Origin of the sequence: Hafnia alvei, assembly GCF_034424155.1 — a bacterium.
Taxonomy (GTDB): Bacteria; Pseudomonadota; Gammaproteobacteria; order Enterobacterales; family Enterobacteriaceae; genus Hafnia; species Hafnia alvei.
Genome location: NZ_CP139992.1, coordinates 1,972,122 through 1,993,922, shown reverse-complemented (window position 1 = coordinate 1,993,922; position 21,801 = coordinate 1,972,122). Strand labels below are relative to the sequence as shown.

Genomic DNA, 21,801 nt, shown 5'->3' with positions numbered 1-21,801 from the left:
TATTCTAAGGCAGTTCCTTATAATGCTTATCATTTTTGAAATGATAATATAGTGTACTAGCCCCGCAATCAGAGCCTATTTAGCTTTAGTATGATATTTCTACTGGTTTACAGCGCACACGAGTTTATAAGTCCCCATCCAAACTAAATAAGTGCATGATCTTCATATGTAATAAAATCCTACCCACCAGAATTTAACTCCCTATACAGCCCTGTAATTCAATTATTTTCTTCATTCTATAAGTAAAAAAATTGCCAAACCAGAATAGTTGTCAATTGGTTTACTTCTCGTCTATGAATTACTGAAATCAATTAACGTTATGCATTTGTTTAAAGATGCGAGGCTATTGTATTAGCTAATCAATGAAATCGTCTAAAGGTATGTATCATGCAGAATTTTCCTTTTAGTCAAAAAGGCCAATTTTTTTATTTTCAACATACTATAAACGGTTTAGTTATAACAACTTTACGTTATTTCCGTAATAGACTATATGCCAAAAATAAATATCTCATGGAGAATCCACTCATCAAATACAACGCTCCCATTCATTCAATACCAGCCTAACTATATCAAATAATATTTTCGAAGAGAGGAGCATGATTATGCCTACAGGCATAAAAGGAAAAGATGACAACCAAAAACTAGGTTTATTGGCCCTTATCGCTATTGTCGTTAGTTCGATGATTGGCAGTGGTGTTGATGGATTACCTCAAAATATGGCGGCGAACTCCGAGGTTGGGCCTGTCGCTATTGCTTGGTTAATCTGTGGCTTTGGTATGTTTTTTATTTCTAGAACGTTTATAATTTTATCTAATATTAGACCAGACTTACAAACCGGTATCTATACTTATACTCAGCAAGGTTTTGGTGCCTTTTGCGCATTTATTGTCGCCTGGGGCTATTGGCTGATGACCATATTCAGCAATGTTGCCTTCGGCATTATGGTCATGGACACGCTGAACTATTTTATACCTGGCGATTTTCGTGGCGGGAACAATATCACTTCTGTCATAGGTGTCTCTATTCTTGTTTGGGGATTTAACTTCTTAGTATTATCAGGAACAAAACTCGCTGGAAAAATTGACATTGTAGGCACCATAGCAAAATTAATACCTCTAATCGTATTTATATTTATTCTTGTTTATCTTCTCAATGTAACCGAGATCACAAGCAATATATGGGGAAATAATCCATCCTTGCCTCAAGAGCACTTAGGCTCGGTGTTCTCACAAATCACATCACCTCTTGATGTAGCCCTGTGGTGTTTTATTGGGGTTGAAGGCGCAGTGGCGTTATCCGGTAGAGCAAAAAATAAGAAGGATGTCGGAAAAGCAACGTTCATTGGCTTTGTTATTTCACTTGTCGTATGTATTTTGATTTCAATCTTACCCTTCGGCGTCATGACTCAAAAAGAGCTCAGCGTGATACCAACACCGTCGACAGCCGGCATTTTGAAGGTGGTCGTTGGCGAATGGGGAGAAATGCTTATCAACATTGGCGTACTAATTTCAGTATTATCCAGCTGGTTAGCATGGACAATGATTTGTGCTGAGATCCCTATGGCGGCGGCCCAGAATGGTACGTTCCCCAAAAGTTTTGCACGAAAAAATGATAAAGGAGCAGCCTCTGTATCTCTTTGGGCAAGCAGTATTTTAATGCAACTTGTTGTGTTAATGGTTTACTTTTCTAGTAATGCTTGGCTAGCAATGCTGGCGATCTCAGCGCTAACCGTGTTGCCTGCGTATTTAATGTCTACGGCTTATCTATGTAAATTATGCATGAGTGGCGAATATAATAAATACGCCCCAAACGGCCGAAAAACTGCATTAGTTACTTCTTTAATAGGTATTTTATTTTGTTTATTTATGGTTTATGCCAGTGAAGTAAAATACTTGGCCATGGTCCCTATTTTATTAACACTGGGTTTACCATTGTTTATTTTTGCACGAATCAAGGATAGTGGTGAAAGGGATATATTCCAGCCAGAGGAGATGAAGTTTCTCATTTCCCTAATCGTTCTTGATCTGTTTACTGGATTTTTATTTTTAAATGATACGATAAAGTTTTAGATAAATCACGTCATTCCAAGAAAGGACTAAACCTCTAATCAGTTAGAGGTGGTATCGCTCATTCATATTGTTAGACATTATATATTTAAACTAAAGGAATTTAACTATGAAGTTTAATCATAATATTTTATTTGTGTCATCTCCGAGGCTAGAAAAAGATAGTCCAGCCTTGCAGTCACTGGAAGAACTCAAACTAGCAATCGCTGCAAGAGGATTTTCAACTTCTGTTGCAAATAACCTGAATGATGCTGTAAGACTTATCCAGGAAAGTCAGAAATATAGTGCCATCGGCATTTACTGGGACGCAAACAATCCTGACATGAGCGCAGAGTGTCAGAAATTTGTTCAATCATTCCGTCAAAGAAATGCGTCGACGCCATTATTCTTATTATCTGAAGAAGATATAACGACTCAGACTCCTCTAGCTCTTCTCAAAGAAGTCTCTGAATATATTTATTTATTCTCGGAAACGGCAACATTTACTGCTAATCGAATTTATACCCTTGTACATCGATGTGCAGAGAACTTGCTACCACCTTATTTTAAAACATTAAAGAATTTTACCGAGGATGGCGATTATTATTGGGATTGCCCTGGCCACATGGGCGGCATGGCCTATCTAAAACACCCTGTTGGCGCTGAGTTTATCAACTTCTTTGGTGAAAATATGATGCGCGCTGATATCGGCGTTGCTACCGCAGAAATGGGTGACTATCTCATCCATGCAGGACCATCCAAAAAATCGGAAGATATTGCCGCTGAGCTTTTCGGGGCTGATTGGACCTTTTATGGCGTATCAGGTTCATCAGGCTCGAATAGAATCGTTGCCCAAGGAGCCGTAGCGGCAGATGAAATTGCGATAGTGGATCGTAACTGTCATAAGTCGTTAAATCATGGGCTGACACTTTCACAAGCGCGTCCCGTCTATCTCAAGCCAACACGAAACGCCTATGGCCTCATTGGTCCGATCCCAAATCAGCGCTTAAAAAAAGAGAGTATTGATGAGCTCATTGCTAAAAGCTCACTCACTTCTGACGCTGTTAGCTCATCGCCAACCTACGCCGTTGTCACCAACTGCACCTATGATGGTTTTTGCTACAACGTTAATGACGTCGTTAAAGAGTTAGGCGCCAGCGTCCCGCGCATTCATTTTGACGAAGCATGGTATGCATATGCGCGTTTCCATCCCATGTATAAAAATCGTTTTGCTATGGATGCTGAGGATACTCCTGAGCGCCCCACCATTTTCTCTGTACAGTCGACACACAAGATGCTGCCTTCGTTATCAATGGCATCAATGATCCATGTGAAAAAAAGTAGTCGAGCGCCGCTAGATTATGACGACTTCAATGATTCGTTCATGATGCATGGCACGACATCTCCATTCTACCCAATTATTGCCTCTATTGATGTTGCGGTCAGTATGATGCAGGGAGAATCGGGACGTTCTTTAGTACAAGAGTCTATCGATGAAGCTATCGCTTTTCGTAAAGCGGTGGTATCGGTTAAGCGCCAGATCCACGAGCAGGAAGGTCAATCTTCATGGTTCTTCGATGTCTTGCAGCCGACCGAGGTTCACGATAAGGCAACGAATACGACATACAGCTTTGAACAGGCACCTCTTGAGTTACTCAATCAAAGCGCTGACTGCTGGGAGCTGCGAGCGGGTGAGCGTTGGCACGGTTTTCAGGATAATGACCTAATCAACACGAACAGTATGCTTGATCCCGTAAAAGTCACAATCACCTGCCCCGGCATCAATCTCGACGGCGGTTATGAAGATCAAGGGATCCCTGGATATCTGATCACAAAATTCCTAGATGATAGACGGATTGAAATTGCGCGCACTGGTGACTATACGATCCTTATTCTGTTTTCTGTTGGTATTACGAAAGGCAAATGGGGAACGTTAATTGAAAGTTTACTGGCCTTTAAAAAACTCTATGACACCGGCGCCTTGGCTGTAGACGCTATCCCATCACTGAAGGGTAAATCGCCACACTATGACACAATGACGCTTAAGCAACTCTGCCAGCAAATGCATGAAAAGATGCGTGAGTTGGATCTTATGAACCATATTAGTGCTGCCGTGAATACTGATCCAGAGCCGGTCATGACACCTGCTGCTGCTTATCAAAAAGTACTCCGCTATAAGGCAGAACATATCCGTTTAGATGATTTTTCTGGTCGTATTGCGGCGAGTATGTTGGTTCCATACCCACCGGGAATCCCTGTATTAATGCCCGGTGAACGTTTACCTCATGGTGATAAAGGGATCATGGGCTATCTGCGTGCCCTGCAAGAATTTGATAAGCATTATCCTGGCTTTGAGCATGAAATACAAGGCGTCAATGTCGATGAAAATGGTGACTTTTGGGTGAGAGCAATAATTGAAGATGAACGTGACCCGGTGAAAAAGCCGGAGCATGTTCGCTTTAAACGTCAGGTTGCTTCAACAATCAAAAAAGGCCGCCAATAGCGAGTTTTTAATATCGACAACCTGACTCTCATAGAGTTGGGTTGATTCCTATTACCATGTCAGGATCTTATTTATGTCAAATCAATCCTCAACGTCGGTAGCTAATGCAACTGATAATGAAAGTAAAAGCGGAGAGCATAAACTCGGACTCATTGCGCTAATCGCGATAGTCGTTGGCTCAATGTTAGGTGGTGGTGTATTTAGCCTTCCTCAAAATACAGCAGCAACATCCGCAATAGGCCCCGTCCTTATTGCGTGGATCATTGCGGGTATTGGTATCTATTTTATAGCCAATTCATTTCGTCTGTTATCTGACTTACGCCCTGACCTACAGGCAGGTGTGTATATGTATGCACAGGAAGGTTTTGGCTCATTCATAGGGTTTAATGTTGCCTGGGGCTACTGGCTGATGACAGCCTTCGGTAACGTCGCTTTTGCCGTAATCCTGATGGATGCATTTAATCAATTTTTCCCTGGTGTATTTACGGACGGAAATAACCTCAATTCTATCATTTGTGGGTCGGTATTAATCTGGGGCTATAACTTCCTTGTTCTCTCAGGGACAAAAGTAGCAGGCTTTATAAATACAATCGGCACAATCGCTAAGCTCATCCCGCTAGTGCTATTCGTCCTGTTGCTGGGCTTTTTAATAAATTATTCACAGCTATTAACAAACTTTTGGGGTACTGCACCACACATCTTTGAAAAGGTGAATAATCATTCAGAATCCGTTTCGCTGATGTCGCAAATTCTTGCGCCAATGACAGTCACATTGTGGGCCTTTATTGGTGTTGAAGGCGCGGTCGTTCTTTCGGGTCGAGCCAAAAACAAGAAAGATGTCGGTAAAGCAACTCTGCTAGGTTTCATAATAGCTCTTATCATCTATATGTTGATGTCAGTCTTGCCTTTTGGCGTAATGCCTCAGGCGGAATTAGCTCAAGTCAGCAATCCTTCAACTGCGGGCGTGTTGGCTAAGGTTGTAGGGCCATGGGGTGAATGGCTAATGAACATCGGGTTAATCATCTCCGTATTAGCAGGTTGGTTAGCATGGACGATGCTTTGCGCTGAGATCCCGATGGTGGCAGGCCAGAAAGGTACATTCCCTCAGGCCTTCGCTCGGACGAATAAAAAGCAGGCGGCAAATGTTTCGTTGTGGGTCAGCAGTTTCGTCATGCAAGCAGCGATGCTACTCGTTTATTTTTCAAACGATGCATGGAATACGATGTATAACATTAGTGCCCTAATGGTGGTTCCCGCCTACATTACAACAACGTTATATATGGTAAAAATCTGCCTTAATCGCCAATATGATCAGTATGCTAAGAAAGGCAGAGGATTAGCGCTTACTAGCGGTGTTTTGGGTGCTATATTCTGCCTCTTTATTCTATATGCCAGCCAAATTCAATATGTTGCACTGGTGCCTATTCTCCTCACTTGCGGGCTACCTGTATTTATTTGGTCACGTAAAGAAAAAGGAAAAAATCAGCCTATTCTACAGAATAAAGAAATTATCTATTTGGCACTTCTACTTTTGTTGGATGCCATCGTTATTGGTCTGCTAATGACAGGTAGAATTTCTCTTTAGGAAAATGTCCTATTCAGTGAGTATCATCGAAGCTATGATGCTCGCCCTTCTCAAGGGGAGAGTCCCCCTGCCCCTTGAGAAAATCATCATTTACATTTTCCACATATTCAGAAGTACATCATCAAATTATGCCTACCCTCATGCATTGGTTCATCAACTAAATATCCATCATATTTTTACTTCGAGCCGAATATAGCCTATTTCAATATTTGGCTAAGGGTAGCGCTGGAACCGCTGAGTTTATGTGCCCCACCGAATCAGAATGATATCTATGAGTGAATCGTTCAGAGCCCCACCACTCCCACCATACCGCCATCAGCCTGTTTGCAGAAGGCGAGCGATTGTGCCCAGTGATGTCACATCCGATAGAAACGGGATTGAGTAATGATATGTTATAATATATCATTGCAAATCTTAACTCATAGGGAGAGAGTATCTTGGCAAATTATATTGGTAAGCTTTCATTGGCTCTGGCTGCGCTTTTAGTTAGCGGCTATGTACAATCTCATGGACATCATTCGCATGGTAAGCCAATGAGCGAAGTTGAGCAGCAGGCAGCCCTCGGTGTTTTCAGCGATAAGGATGTTAAAGACAGAGAACTGGCGGATTGGGACGGTGTATGGCAGTCAGTTTATCCATACTTGCAAAGCGGTGAGCTCGATCCAGTGTTCAAGATGAAAGCTAAAAAAGACTCCAGTCAAACATTTGAGCAGATTAAATCCTATTATCGTAAGGGATACGCCAGCGATGTGGATATTATCGGCATTGAAAATGGCGTAATGTCGTTCCAGCGCGGGAACAAGGAAAGTTCCTGCAAGTATGATTATAGCGGATACAAAATTCTGAACTACACATCAGGGAAGAAAGGAGTGCGCTATCTATTTGAGTGTAAAGATATTGGCAGCCAAGCACCTAAATATGTGCAATTTAGCGATCATATTATTGCCCCGCGCAAATCGAGTCATTTCCATATATTCATGGGCAATACCTCTCAAGAAGCACTACTGACAGAAATGAATAATTGGCCTACTTACTACCCTTATCAGCTGACAACGCAACAGGTCGTTGACGATATGCTACATCACTAAATATTATCTCACCCTACGTGCTCGCGTAGGGTTTTTTGTACCGTTTAGCAAAACTCCAATGTTAGACTTTTACAGAACAATCACTCTGATCCATTCGGCTTCCGGCTTTCATTATATTGATTAGCTCTGAGGTTTCTGAGTTTTCGCCTAATACACATGCGCCCCTACTGCGTAGATAGATTCTTATGCCGATGGCGTGGCCGACAACAGCTGATGAGGAACCCTCTTCCATCAGGGTTTGGCTATACGCGTTTGTTTTGTGACCATGATCAATTCTATATAGTTATATCCTAAATAGTGACTCCCTCGTTCATTTTCACGAAAAGGACGGAGTAACGCCTGTCAATTAAATAAATTGTAAACCGATAATAGAAAAACATCACTTCTTTAATGAAATTTAAACGAGTTAAGTTGATGTGATATTTTAAACATCTGAATGATAAATTACAAAATTGATATTAAATTTGATACTTTCATCTAAAAAACAATTCAACAGCAAATAAACAAAGCATATTTATTTATATTGAAAAAAATATCATTGACTGTGCATTTAGAAAATAATTATTACCACAATGAAACTATTTAAAAAAGATGTAACCGAAAAACATTGTTTTTATAAACCACAAAAAACTTCAATATGGCCGTTGTCGATAGGTTTAAGTGAATAACTAAATAATAAAAATCCACTCACAACAAATATAGGTTTCTATATGGAATTGCCTTTAAGCGGTATTAAAGTTCTCGATTTTACGGGCGTACAATCTGGCCCATCATGTACTCAGATGCTGGCATGGTATGGTGCAGATGTAATTAAGATTGAAAGACCAGGTATCGGAGACGTCACTCGTCGACAATTACGAGATATTCCTGATCTAGATGCTTTATATTTCACGATGCTAAATAGCAATAAACGTTCACTAGAGTTAAATACTAAAACTCCAGAGGGCGAGTCTATCATGGAGAAACTTATAAAAGACGCAGACATTCTTGTTGAGAATTTTCATCCAGGCGCATTAGACCATATGGGTTTAAGTTGGGAACATATTCATGAATTAAACCCAAGACTTATTTTTGGTTCAATTAAAGGATTTAACGAATGCTCACCCTATAACGACTTAAAGAGCTATGAGAACGTGGCTCAAGCTGTTGGTGGTGCGTTATCTACAACGGGCTTTTGGGACGGTCCGCCTACAGTAAGTTCGGCTGCCTTGGGTGACAGTAACACAGGAATGCACTTACTAATTGGGCTCCTTACTGCTTTATTAGCCCGTGAAAAAACAGGCGTCGGCCAGAAAGTATCAGTATCTATGCAAGATAGCGTTCTAAATCTGTGCCGTGTAAAACTACGAGATCAGCAACGTTTAGAAAAGATTGGCTATCTAGAAGAGTATCCGCAGTATCCAAATGGCGTATTCACAGATGTCGTACCTCGTGGAGGTAACGCTGGCGGCGGTGGCCAACCAGGATGGGTATTAAAATGTAAAGGATGGGAGGAGGACCCGAACGCATACATTTACTTCACAATACAAGAGCAAAATTGGGAAAACACGTGCATCGTTCTTAATAAAAAAGAATGGATTGATGATCCAAAATATAATACTGCAAAAGCACGTCAGCCTCATATCTTTGATATTTTCTCTGATATTGAAAAATGGCTATCGGATAAAGATAAGTTTGAAGCAGTGGAGATTTTGAGAAAGTACGGCGTTCCATGTGCTCCTGTGATGAGTATGAAAGATATTGCATATGATAAGTCTCTGCGTGAGAGCGCTTCTGTAGTAGAAGTGGAACAACCTGGACGTGGTAAGTTCCTAACCGTGGGTAGCCCTATTAAATTCTCTGGATTCTGTCCAGAAATTAAAGCTGCACCATTGCTTGGTGAACATACAGAAGAGATCTTGAATCAACTTGGCTATACAGAAAAAGAAGTATCAGAATTAAAGATTAATAAAGTCATTTAAAAATGTATATGGCAACAACATGCTTGTTGCCATACCTCTCATTAATAAATATCAAGGTATAACGTATTATGGAAAATAATAGCGCAATGACCGATGGCATGCATATTGTCGTTAAGGCTCTTAAAGCCAATGGAGTAGAAAACATTTATGGCGTTGTAGGCATTCCAGTTACAGACTTGGCCCGAATTGCACAAAACGAAGGTATCCGCTATATCGGGTTTCGGCATGAGCAAAATGCTGGAAATGCCGCCGCGATAAGTGGCTACATCACAAAGAAACCAGGGATTTGTTTAACTGTATCAGCGCCTGGATTCCTAAATGGGCTAGTCGCCCTCGCAAATGCCACTACAAATGCATTTCCGATGATTCAAATTAGCGGCTCAAGTGATCGCTCAATCGTAGATTTGCAGCAAGGCGACTATGAAGAGCTAGATCAAATGAATATCGCAAAGCCATTTGTTAAAGCCTCATATCGAGTTAACAAACCAGAAGATATTGGTATTGGTATCGCTCGTGCAATTCGCGCGGCAGTATCCGGTCGTCCAGGTGGCGTCTACTTAGACCTTCCAGCCAGTGTTCTTGAAGCGGCTTTAAAAGAAACAGATGCTGACAAATCGGTGTTTGTTGTTGTGGATCCTGCACCAGATATGCTTCCTTCAAAGAAATCTGTAGATAAGGTATTACAAGTATTAAGCGAAGCGAAGAAGCCTTTAGTTATTCTCGGTAAAGGTGCAGCATATTCTCAATCAGAAAATGAAATAAAAAAATTCATTGAAATGACCGGGATCCCATTTTTACCTATGTCAATGGCCAAGGGAGTTTTGCCAGATGATCATGTTTTATCTGCAGCAACTGCTCGATCATTTGTTCTCGAAAATGCAGATGTTGTGATTCTGCTCGGAGCCAGATTAAATTGGTTATTAGGTCATGGAAAAGGCCCTCATTGGTCAAGTAAAACGCGCTTTATACAAGTCGATATCGAGCCTATGGAGATTGATAGCAATAGACCGATTGAAGCTCCGCTAGTTGGAGATATGTGCTCTGTTATTAAAGAGCTATTATCTTCTCTTAATCCCCTCTCTTTGAATGAATACAATGACTGGATAGATGCTATAGAAGAACACAAAAAGATTAATGCAGCAAAAATGGCTTTAAAAATTGAGCAAATAACCGAGCCTATGAACTATTTCAATGCTCTCGGTGCAATCAATAATGAGCTGGGAAAATGGAGAGATATTTATTTAGTTAACGAAGGAGCGAACACTCTCGATAATGCTAGGAATATCATTAATATGTATCACCCTCGCCGCCGATTAGATTGTGGTACATGGGGAGTAATGGGCATTGGAATGGGCTACTCAATCGGAGCTGCGGTTACAGATAACAAACAAGTTGTGGCTATTGTTGGTGACAGCGCATTCGGATTCAGTGGTATGGAAATAGAAACTATATGTCGCTATAAGCTTCCAGTAACCATTATTGTATTTAACAATGGTGGCATATATCGAGGTGATGAAATTAATGGCACATCAAGTGACCCAGCTCCTACTTCATTGCTAATGAGCTCTCAATATGAAAAATTGATGGAGGCTTTCGGTGGGTATGGTGTATGTGCTAAGTCAATTGATGAGTTGGTCAATGCCCTAAAAAACAGCTTAAACAATAAACACCCCACTCTCATTAACTGTATTATTGATGCATCCGCTGGCGTTGAAAGTGGGCATCTTAAAAATTTAAACCCGAAGACAAATTCTGTAAAATAATCGGTGATTTAATGCCAACTAAAACTGACAATGACAAAGGGCCATTTGATGGTCTATTGGTTATAGATCTTACACACGTATTAAATGGCCCATTTGGAACACAGCTATTATCTGACTTAGGCGCTAGAGTCATTAAAGTAGAAATCCCAGAACACGGGGATGATACGAGAAGTTATGGTCCATTTATTGATAACGAATCTTTATATTACAGTTTTGTTAATAGAGGAAAAGAAAGTATCGCATTAAATCTAAAAGATGAGTGTGATAGAGAGGTATTCACAGCCCTAGTAAAAAAAGCAGATGTATTAGCTGAAAATTTTCGCCCAGGGACAATGGAAAAGTTAGGTTTTTCATACCAAGATATTGTAAAAATAAACCCAAATATCATTTATGCGTCCTCTTCTGGTTTCGGACAGACCGGAGAACTTAAAAACTCACCTGCCTACGATACTATTATACAGGCAATGAGTGGAATTATGATGGAAACAGGATTTCCAGATTCTCCCCCGACACGTGTTGGTACCTCCATTTCAGACTTATGCGCGGGTGTATTTATGTTTTGTGGAATCACCAGTGCATTATATGGCCGAGATAGAAATGGCAGGGGATCACATGTTGACATAGCAATGTTTGATTCAACAATAGCCTTTCTTGAACACGGACTTATGGCGTATGTTGCTACTGGGAAAGCACCTGAGAGAATAGGAAATAGACATCCTTCGATGTCTCCATTTGATATATACATGACGGATGATAAATATATATCTATATGTTGCGGCAATGATTCTTTATTTGAAAAATTATGCAATGGAATTAGGAGAACCGATCTTGCAGATGACCCTCGATTCTCTTGTAATGCTTTAAGAGTTGCAAACCAAGCTGAACTGAAGGTTGAGCTAGAATTCACCCTTAAAACTAAAGCAAGTGATGAGTGGGTAGAAATTATTAGGAATTTTGGCGTGCCGGTAGCACCACTATTAACAGTTAAAGAGGCAATGGAGTTACCACAGATTGTTGATAGAAATATGCTTATTGAATCAGGTGGCATTAAGATGCCAGGGAACCCAATAAAACTCAGCGGGTATCCAGATCCAAAAAAACGCCCAGCAGCACCAAACCTAAACGAGCATGGTGAAAAAATTCGCAAAGAATTTTTGTAAACTTAAATTCATATAATAAAACCGAGAGGTTCTAAATGTTCCATATTTTTATGGTTGATCTCGTCCCTATATTTATTATTATGGCTCTAGGCTATATTTCTGGAAAGAAAAATTCTTTCACAGAAACTCAAGCCAAGGCATTTAATAAAATGGTTCTTACATATGCTTTGCCTGCAGCATTATTCGTATCAATAACTAAATCAAATAGAGCTGAAATATTTCAAGACTCAACATTAACGCTAGTAAGTACTGTCGTTCTAGTTGTACTCTTCATGCTTAGTTATTTTAGTTGCAAATACATATTTAAAAGAACTAAGCCAGAGTCAGCAGTTTGCGCACTAATTGCAGGATCACCCACAGTTGGTTTCCTAGGGTTTGCTGTGCTAGAACCAATCTATGGTACAGGGACGGCAACAGGTTTAGTGGTAGCCATCGTTGCAATTATAGTCAACGCAATAACTATACCATTGGGCCTCTTTTTGCTAGGCCCTCAATCAAGTGCTAACAGCTCTGACACCAGTAAACTAAGTGCATTATATTCTGCACTTAAAGAACCTGTTGTATGGGCCCCAGTATTAGCAGTTTGCCTTGTTATGCTAGACATACATTTTCCACCAATCTTAGATCCTACATTTGACCTAATCGCCAAGGCAAATGCCGGGGTAGCCGTGTTTGCGGCCGGTCTTACACTATCTGCTCATAAATTTGAATTTGATCGCGAAATCGTCTTCAACACTTTCTATCGATTAATACTCACGCCCGCTATAATTCTTATCGCCGGTATAATGTTTGGTATTCAAACGGAAAAACTGCAGATGCTTGTATTAATTGCAGCTCTTCCGCCTGCATTCTCAGGTATTATTATCGCTAGTCGTTATGATACTTATGTAAGAACAGGCACATCATCCCTAGCAGTAAGTACGATCATGTTTGTTATTACAGCACCAATGTGGATTTACCTAACACAGAGTGAATATATAATTTCGTTGATAAAATAGCTATAGGACCACGCCTTGCTATGTAGCATATATAGTAATGCTTATAGCAAAGCCATTCCTTACGATAATTTACCATTTGGGAAAATAATTTAATTTAAAATCTATTAATATGAACTCAATAACCTTAATTCCGATAGTAATATTTACCTATATCATTATATCTTTATTTATAATGATATTTTTTTACTTCAAACTAAAGAAAATCAGCCACGGAATAGATAAAATTAAAAAGAGAATGTCAGATACAAACGAAGATAATATAGCTATATTTCAGAGTTACTCTTCAATCAAGAATGATATGTACTCGTTATCTCAAGAGATAGCAACTCTTAGAAAAAAAGAGAGTTTAAATAATAAGGAAGCCGATAGCATAGATCTCTACGAGTTAAATAAAGCTCTTTAAGGTTATTTGGACCACCTCGATACCGACCTTACTATTTGAAAGGTCGGCACCTGCTCTAGCAGACTTACAATATTAATCATTTACTTTGATTAAATACTAAGGCTAGAAATTATCATTTTCAATGACTCACTGTATTATTCAAAACATCCTACTCTTTATTTTTTGGCTCTGTAAAATTCCCTCCATCGTCATAAGTGCATTGAAAGCTTAATATAGTCCCTATCCATAAATCACTAGCATTGCAAAGAGCTTAACTCACAATATACTTCTATCAGCGATCAATAGATGTCGAACCTGTCGAAAAACTGCTAAAGATTCTTTGTATATTATATTGCAATAATTATTTAAATATCTCGACTACCAGCTAACGAAATGTTGCATTCGACTATTGGGATAGTCTATGAAAATTCTGTGCTAGCATGCAACACTAAAGCAGTGCTTAACACGATGAGAAAGGAGGCCTAGGTATTTAAGTAAACCCACACTTATTTTACTATCTAGATGTTGTGACCAAAAATCAATAAATAAACTTGAATACTAAGAGAAACGTTTCTCCTAGTATCCATGAAGTAATATCATGTAGCAGGTTTAGTGTTAAATGGAGGGCGTGCAAACCAAACAATTAGTGTAAGCATTAGAAAAATGCCTGATGAGTAATAAAAAATATCATTTGCAGAAACTAACAAACTTTGTTGTGTAACCTGAGTATTTATATATTGCAACGACTGTGATAAATCCAACCCTTCATAGCTAAGTTTTTTTATTAGGTCTACGCTTTCCTCACTAAAAGTGGATATCGATTCAGATAAATTACTATGATGAAAAGATCCTCCTCGACTCCATAGTGTGATAGTGATCGACGTACCTATTGAACCCGCTAGCGTACGAAAAAAGTTACTCATGCTCGTTGCGGCTGCAAATTTATCGGGAGCAAGCCCAGAAAGCGTGATTGTCGTAAGAGGTAAGAAAAAGCAAGCAACCGCAAAGCCTTGGATAAATTGAGGTACAATAATTGCTGTAAAATCTATATCTGTGTTAAAAGTTATAGCTCTCCAATAATAACATCCCGAATAAACGATAAAGCTGAATGTTACTAATATCCTCATATCTATTTTGTTGCCATAATGGCCAATAATGGGTGCAATTATAAGAGGAATAATACCTATAGGCGAATACGCCAATCCGGCCCATACCGACGTGTATCCAAAGACCTCTTGCAATAATTGTGGCATCAAGACTATTGCCCCAGAATATATTAAATATGCACAACTTATGGCTAGAACACCAATGCAGAAATTGCGAGATTTAAATAAACTTAGATCAATTAACGGATTAGATGACGTTGCCTCCCAAATAATTAAAAGAATAATAGAGAGAACCGATATAATACACAGCGAAACTATCAGATTAGAACTAAACCAGTCAAGGTCGTTGCCTTTATCTAGCATTATTTGTAAGCAGCCCACACCTAGAACCAGCAAGCTAAGTCCAATCAAGTTTAGCTTCACAGGAACAATATCTGTCTCTCTACCTCTCAAGACAACTGTAGTTGTTAAAACAACAATAATACCAAAGGGAACATTTATCAAAAATATCCATCCCCAGCTGAAATTATCACAAATATACCCGCCTAAAATAGGACCGAATATCGGAGCTATAATGACCGTCATAGACCACAAGGCAAGTGCAATATTTCTTTTTTCTGGTGCATAGTTCCGCAATAGCAGGCTTTGAGATAAAGGAATTAATGGCCCTGCAACTAACCCCTGAATCACTCTAAAAAAAATCAGCACATCTAAGCTGTTAGATAAACCACAACAAAGAGAAGCTAAGGAAAATAATGAAACCGATATAATAAAAAGTTTTAATTCACCAAATCGTAGGGCCAGTCGTCCTGTAATTGGAATGGAGATTGCGTTAGCAACACCAAATGAAGTAATAACCCAAGTACCTTCATTTGTTGATGAACCAAGAAATCCTGAAATGGTAGGTATAGCTACGTTTGATATAGTTGAATCGAGCATTTGCATAAAAGTCGCCATCGACAATGCAATAGTCACTAAAACTAGATTCATACCTTTGAGAGGAGACATATTATTCGTTTGAGTCGTCATAGAATATCTTAATTGGTATTAATAATTTCGACAATCTCCCGATCTACATCGGCAGTATCTAAAACCAACGTCTTGCTGCTGTACACTGGTGTGCCGCGTTGCGTTTTCGGAAGTGAAGACGCCTCACCACCAATTGTTTTAATTTTCACATTTGTAGACAAACCAATCCTAAGTGGATTATTTTCGAGTTGGTCAATATCAACCATAATTTTAACAGGAACACGTTGAACTACTTTAATCCAATTCCCTGAAGCATTTTGAGCAGGAAGTAATGAAAATGCTGAGCCTGTCCCCATGTTAATACCCGTTACATATCCAGTATAGACAACACTATCTCCATATATATCAGTCGTAAAGCTTGCCTTTTGCCCAATTCTGACACGACCTAACTGAGTTTCTTTAAAGTTAGCATTTATCCAAAACTGATCCATTGGAACTATGGCCATCAGGCTCTGCCCTACACTAATAATTTCTCCAACATTCACATTACGTTGTGCGACATAGCCCGTGACTGGACTTTTAATTTTTGTTCGCTGGAGTGTTAGCCAAGCCTCGCGCACAGCATCAGCGGCAGTTTGAATCGATGGCTGATTGGCAAAATTTGTATCACGCAATAGAGCTTGGTTGCTTTTGTATTCTTGCAAAGCGATATTGAGACTGATTTTATTACTTGCGACTAAATTTTTCGCATGCTGAAGAGTTTCATGAGGCACCGCGGCTACACCAGTGAGCCTTGAGTACCGATTCAAATCAGTCAATGATTGTTCATATGCTATTCTTGCCTTCTCAATATTATCTCTATCAAGCGAGCTATTTATATATAGTTGCCTAACTTTTCGAACTGTTTCTGATAAATTGCTTTTGGCTTTATTATAAGCTAATGTTGCATCCGTACTATCAAGCTGAACAAGTACATCCCCCTTTTTAACAAGGTCTGTATTAGTATAATTTATACTTACGACGCTAGATGCTACCTGGGAAGATATTGATATCTTGTTACCTGATACATAAGCATCATCAGTTGTCTGCAACTCTCTTAGTTCTAAAAACCAGTAGACTGAAAAAACAGATACACATAGAAAAAAAACAATAAAAACCGATAATATCAGTTTATTTCTAGTGAGGTTTACCTTATCTTTTGATAGTTTACTTAAACTCATTTTATTTCCCAAGCATGATACTATTTAGGTAACGAAGACAACAACAAAAATACAGCAACACTATATTATGATAATGTGATCCCACATCTTTATCATCAGGGTTATTAACATAAACGTCCCAACAATAAAACTCGCAGACATTGCTAACATCAAAGCCATCAGTTTCACAAAAAGCCTCATTGAACAACACATACGATGGATTCATGAAATTTATCCACTAGCTACTACAGTAGCTACACGCAACAATATATGCCCTTGGAATAACAAGATGGTGTTATTAAGTAATGCTTCTTGAATACTGCAATAAAATAAGATGCGTTAGAAAAGCCACATTTACTAGCGACATCAAGTATCGAAATATTTTTTGACTCTAGTAAAAACTTTGCTAACTTCAAACGGCTTTTAATTAATATTTTTTTATAGCAAGTTCCCTCTTCTCGCAATCTTCTTTTTAATCCACTAGCGCTCATGCATAGTTCATTAGCTATATCATTGAGTTTCCAGTTTCTAGAGGGACAACTTTCAATAATTGCCTCTACTTGTAGGCATGTAATATGCCTTACTGCGCGTAGTAAATAACTTAATAATTGAGACTGTTCAAAGAAGTAGGATAACAGCATTAACAAATGGGTTACGTACTTAGATTCTTCTTGTTCAGACTGAGCTTGTAATAGCGATAACTCAACCGTTTTGAAAAAAACATCATGCACATCGAAATGTGCACAATAGTAGTCAGAGACTTTTTTTCTATTTCCTAACTTTAACTGCTTCGCAGATAAAAAGCTTATCAACTCATGCAGTAAATTTTGCTTGATAGCTATTTCATGTATATTCTGATATGGAAAATACTTCCTATTCTCACTATTGGTTAACACCATCGTGCTAGAGCCAATGAGCTCATAACCAACTTCAGATTTAAATGAAAAATCTGCGTCACAGCTAAGAAGAAGATAACAGGCATTAGTATCATTAAAACTATGGTTGCACATTATTGATTAGCCTATATAGAATAAATTAAATATTTATAAGATTCATTCTTTATAAATACTAGAACACCTAGTGTTAATTGAAATAGATGTATTTACTCTGTAGAGTTAAATCCACTTTATTTCGTTTAAGCAACGTTGAATTTAAATCACATCCAACTCAAGATAAATATCCTACACTTAAATCTTGATAAATGTATAAATATAAACTAAACATGATGGCTAGTTGCAAATCTCTATTTCTATTGGAATGTTTTTATAGGCTGGGATGCCGCTTTTTTTATCATGCTGATCCAAGGTAATCATGTGATTAGACTCTGGAAAATATGTAACCGCCGTTTTATCTGCCATTTGATAAATGACAACTTTAAGTTGATTCATCCTTCTATCACTACGAGTCCCATCAGGATTCAGCGCAATTATGTTCACTCGTTCACCGTCATTAACAGAAATGCTGCGAGCTGTTTCTTTGCTTATAAACAATACGTCTCTTTGTCCATATACCCCACGATAACGATCATCCATCCCATAGATTGTTGTATTGTATTGATCGTGACTGCGCACGGTTGCCAATGTGATCTCTATTTTATTCGGGATTTTTGGATCTTCTAATAGACTCGTAAAAGTCACGAAATTAGCTCGTCCTGACGCTGTGAGCCATCGCCTTTCAGAAGCAGAATTTGTTAATGTAAAGCCTCCTGGTTTTCTCACTCGTTCATTATAATGACTAAAATCGGGAAACACTTTTTCTATGTGATCTCGAATTAAATCGTAGTTACTCTTCAATTCATCCCAGTTAACCTTTTCCTGCCCTAAAGTTGCTTTAGCTAACCCCGCAATAATTTCACACTCTGATTTCAGATTTTCACTCGCAGGTGTTAGGACTCCACAGGAGGAGTGAACTACTGACATTGAGTCCTCAACGCTAACAAACTGATAATTGCCATTTTGCACATCTTTTTCTGTTCTACCTAAGACAGGGAAGACATAGCTGTTTTTAGAGACTAATAAATGTGAGGTATTTAGCTTCGTTGCTAAGTGTACCGTTAGCTCTAATTCTTTAAACATCGGATATGTAGTTGTACTGTCTGGCATCGCTGCTGCAAAATTCCCACCAAGACAGATTAATGCCTTTGATTTTCCACTGCAGATAGCTTTCATACTTTCAACGGCAGAATGCCCAAATTTTTTTGGCGGTATGAACCCGAATCGTTTATTCAGATTATGGAGTAACTCGCTATTCGGTTTTTCCGTAATCCCTACTGTTCTATCACCTTGAACATTGGAATGACCACGTAGAGGACAGATACCAGCCCCTTCTCTCCCTATATTTCCCTTTAAGAGAAGTAAGTTGACTAATTGCTGCACATTTTGGGTTCCATGTTCGTGCTGTGTTATCCCCATGCCATAGCAAATTATGGTTTTTTTTGCAGATGCATAGCTTGCGGCTAGGTGGTGTATATCTTCTTGACTGATGCCACTGCTCTCAATGATATGTTCCCACGCTGTATTAAGCACATCTGTACGAAGTTCCCTGTATCCATTCGTGTGATTTTGGACAAATTCAATGTCTAAGATCCCTTCTTTACCTTGAGATAAGGACTTTTCATGTAATTCGATTAGACATCTCATTACGCCCTTCATCAAAGCAATATCTCCTCCGACGCGAACATGGTAATACTCACTAGCTAAATGGGTACCTTTGTCGGTTAGCATCTCATAAGGGTTTTGTGGGGCAATAAAGCTCGTAAGTCCGACTTCTTGCATTGGATTTATTGCAATAATTTTCGCCCCTCTCAGCGCTACTTCTCGTAAAGAAGTCAGCATTCTTGGATGGTTTGTTCCAGGATTATGGCCAATACAAATAACTAGGTCGCAGTGGTCAAAGTCCTCTAATTTTACCGTTCCCTTACCTACTCCAATACTCTCCATGAGTCCAACACTGGTTGGCTCATGACACATGTTTGAGCAGTCTGGGAAATTATTTGTGCCATACATTCTTGCAAAGAGCTGATACAGGAATGCGGCTTCATTGGAGGTCCTCCCTGAGGTATAAAACTCTACAACATCAGGGTCATTGAAAGACTTAAGTTTTTGACCGATTTCAGCAAAAGCTACTTCCCATTCGATGGGTAAATACTTATCAGTAGAGGGTTCATATTTAAGAGGCGTTGTAAGCCTGCCAGTCTGTTCGAGTGCACGAGGTTCCCATCCCAGCAATTCACTTACGGTATTGGTTTTGAAAAATTCAGCATCCGCTCGTTTTTCTGTCGCCTCCCAGGAAACAGCTTTAGCACCATTTTCACACACATCGAAAGATGATGTATGTTTTGGATCCGGCCACGCACATCCTGGACAGTCGAATCCGTCGACTTTATTCATGTGAAAAAGTGCAATTAGACCATGTTGAACATCCATCTCATGTCGAATTGAGCTCACCACCGCTCTGACAGCCCCCCAACCGGCAGCTGCTCCATTATATGGTTTAATCTTTGCTGTCACGATGCTTCCTCTCTAGGATAAAATTTAGTTAATATTTATAAATAAATAAGTCGGTGAATTTTAAGATGACTAACATTAAATACTTTATAAACGATGTTAATATTTCCAATAATTTAATAACACAGTTTATTAATTAATAATAAAACAATCACGAATGGCCCTCTACCAATAAAGTAAGTTTTAAATTTCTATTTAATCAATATTTAGGTTTTAGTCTTTAACTTATAAAATATAATTCACATCAAATATGGAAATCATCAAATTGCCAACTAACCTATTTTTCTTGTTATTTATATCTATATTACTGGTATCGCCAGCACATAGCGAAATCGACATTTCATCCACAAAAACATGGCCTTATGACGGATTGTTCCTACTAAGTCATAAAATAAAATTAACAGCTAATCAATTTGTGGAGATGTCAAATGCTGATGATAATGACTTAGTTGACGAAGACGATATAAGAAATGAAGAGAAAATATTCTTAGGCTGCGAATATTCTGATTCGTATACTATTCAAAATTTTGTGTATAAATACACTTAGGTATGCAGTAAAGCCTAAAATATTTCACTGCTAATGTGTAAGATTCAAAAAAACAGTGCAAAAAAAGGATGGAATTTTTCCTTTAATTTTAAGTTTAGCCTACCGTTTTAATTATCATATGAATTTATATGGGATTTGAATTGCACACTTATGCCAGCATCGATTTTATCAGAATGCTGACAATATATTCACCCTGCTGTTACAGACCTTACTAAGCTTTCTCCCCTTCCGAATATACGTTTGTGGCGAGTAGCTTAACGATATGCTACACGTAGTTATTTGTAGTGTAATATGATGAAAAAATAGTTTGCCTCCTATCTTTTGAGTCAACTTCTGAGCAGCTTTCAGAACAGTCGTTCTGAATCATTCAATTTAAAATAAACATGAAAAAACAATAAGTAGGGCCTGCTAGTGCCCTCAATATATTGTAAGGATTAGTGCGTTACTGATTTTGAAAACAATTGGATAACCATAATCCCAAGCGCTATAAGCACCATTCCAGCAATCGCCGGCAGATCGAGTTTTTGTTTATAAATGAAGAACGACATAATCGATACTAAAAAGATTCCCATGCCAGCCCATATGGCATAAGCGATACCGATATTCATCGTTTTTACAACCTGAGACAGACCATAAAATGAAATTGCATAGCCGATGATCACAATTGCGCTTGGTAGCAAGCGGCTAAAGCCCTCAGACGCTTTCATCATCGTGGTTGCCAGAGTTTCAGCGCAAATGGAAATCGCAAGGATAATATAAGTGTTTGGCATAGGATTCTCTTCATACTGTAATGTGCTGGTCATTATACAAGTCTGAAGAATCTATGTGTCAACCACAGCGCAACAGCCCCCACCATAGAGCTGCCCCATAATTCATAGACTCTAAGACTCATGTTGCTTTGTTTTCCAGTCAATGATTGTTAGCATTGGGGCCATTGTATCAGCCGTGTTAGCGCTATATTTAAATAGCTTAGTACATACTCTAACTAG

13 protein-coding genes are annotated in these 21,801 nt (G+C 38.9%); 8 read left to right on the top strand and 5 right to left on the bottom strand.

Annotated features, from left to right (window positions below; all coding sequences use genetic code 11):
* The first annotated feature begins 602 nt into the window (after window positions 1-602).
* From U0008_RS09285 to yfdV, 8 genes are all read left to right on the top strand, one after another.
* Window positions 603-2,069 carry a basic amino acid/polyamine antiporter gene (locus U0008_RS09285; protein ID WP_043492951.1) on the top strand — a complete coding sequence of 489 codons (1,467 nt, stop codon included), beginning with the start codon at window positions 603-605 and terminating at the stop codon, window positions 2,067-2,069.
* 106 nt (window positions 2,070-2,175) lie between these two features.
* Window positions 2,176-4,548 (top strand): Orn/Lys/Arg family decarboxylase, encoded by a 2,373-nt coding sequence (locus U0008_RS09280; RefSeq protein ID WP_121626044.1) that lies wholly within the window; start codon window positions 2,176-2,178, stop codon window positions 4,546-4,548.
* Between the two features lie 73 nt (window positions 4,549-4,621).
* Window positions 4,622-6,133 (top strand): basic amino acid/polyamine antiporter, encoded by a 1,512-nt coding sequence (locus U0008_RS09275; protein ID WP_072008166.1) that lies wholly within the window; start codon window positions 4,622-4,624, stop codon window positions 6,131-6,133.
* 437 nt (window positions 6,134-6,570) lie between these two features.
* Window positions 6,571-7,221: a metal-binding protein ZinT gene (zinT, locus tag U0008_RS09270; protein WP_043492950.1), complete on the top strand. Its 651-nt coding sequence runs from the start codon at window positions 6,571-6,573 to the stop codon at window positions 7,219-7,221.
* Window positions 7,222-7,931: 710 nt separating this feature from the next.
* Window positions 7,932-9,182 (top strand): formyl-CoA transferase, encoded by a 1,251-nt coding sequence (frc, locus tag U0008_RS09265; protein WP_043492949.1) that lies wholly within the window; start codon window positions 7,932-7,934, stop codon window positions 9,180-9,182.
* Window positions 9,183-9,250: 68 nt separating this feature from the next.
* Window positions 9,251-10,945 (top strand): oxalyl-CoA decarboxylase, encoded by a 1,695-nt coding sequence (gene oxc / locus U0008_RS09260; RefSeq protein WP_043492947.1) that lies wholly within the window; start codon window positions 9,251-9,253, stop codon window positions 10,943-10,945.
* An 11-nt stretch (window positions 10,946-10,956) separates the two neighbouring features.
* On the top strand, window positions 10,957-12,105 hold the full coding sequence (gene yfdE / locus U0008_RS09255) for a CoA:oxalate CoA-transferase (RefSeq protein ID WP_043492935.1): 1,149 nt from the start codon (window positions 10,957-10,959) through the stop codon (window positions 12,103-12,105).
* Between the two features lie 35 nt (window positions 12,106-12,140).
* The gene (gene yfdV / locus U0008_RS09250; protein WP_043492932.1) at window positions 12,141-13,103 is read left to right on the top strand and encodes a transporter YfdV; all 963 of its coding nucleotides are present in this window, start codon (window positions 12,141-12,143) and stop codon (window positions 13,101-13,103) included.
* A 978-nt stretch (window positions 13,104-14,081) separates the two neighbouring features.
* Here yfdV and U0008_RS09245 read toward each other — a convergent pair.
* The 5 genes from U0008_RS09245 to U0008_RS09225 form a co-directional block, all read right to left on the bottom strand.
* Entirely contained in the window at window positions 14,082-15,620 is a 1,539-nt protein-coding gene (locus U0008_RS09245) for a DHA2 family efflux MFS transporter permease subunit (RefSeq protein WP_043492930.1), read from the bottom strand.
* An 8-nt stretch (window positions 15,621-15,628) separates the two neighbouring features.
* Window positions 15,629-16,780, bottom strand: a complete 1,152-nt coding sequence (locus U0008_RS09240) for an EmrA/EmrK family multidrug efflux transporter periplasmic adaptor subunit (RefSeq protein WP_043492929.1) — start codon at window positions 16,778-16,780, stop codon at window positions 15,629-15,631.
* A 233-nt stretch (window positions 16,781-17,013) separates the two neighbouring features.
* Window positions 17,014-17,769 carry a helix-turn-helix domain-containing protein gene (locus tag U0008_RS09235; RefSeq protein WP_051874128.1) on the bottom strand — a complete coding sequence of 252 codons (756 nt, stop codon included), beginning with the start codon at window positions 17,767-17,769 and terminating at the stop codon, window positions 17,014-17,016.
* Window positions 17,770-17,988: 219 nt separating this feature from the next.
* Complete coding sequence (locus U0008_RS09230) at window positions 17,989-20,268, bottom strand: FdhF/YdeP family oxidoreductase (protein WP_043492925.1); 2,280 nt, start codon at window positions 20,266-20,268, stop codon at window positions 17,989-17,991.
* 978 nt (window positions 20,269-21,246) lie between these two features.
* On the bottom strand, window positions 21,247-21,582 hold the full coding sequence (locus tag U0008_RS09225; protein ID WP_025801799.1) for a DMT family transporter: 336 nt from the start codon (window positions 21,580-21,582) through the stop codon (window positions 21,247-21,249).
* Between the last annotated feature and the right edge of the window lie 219 nt (window positions 21,583-21,801).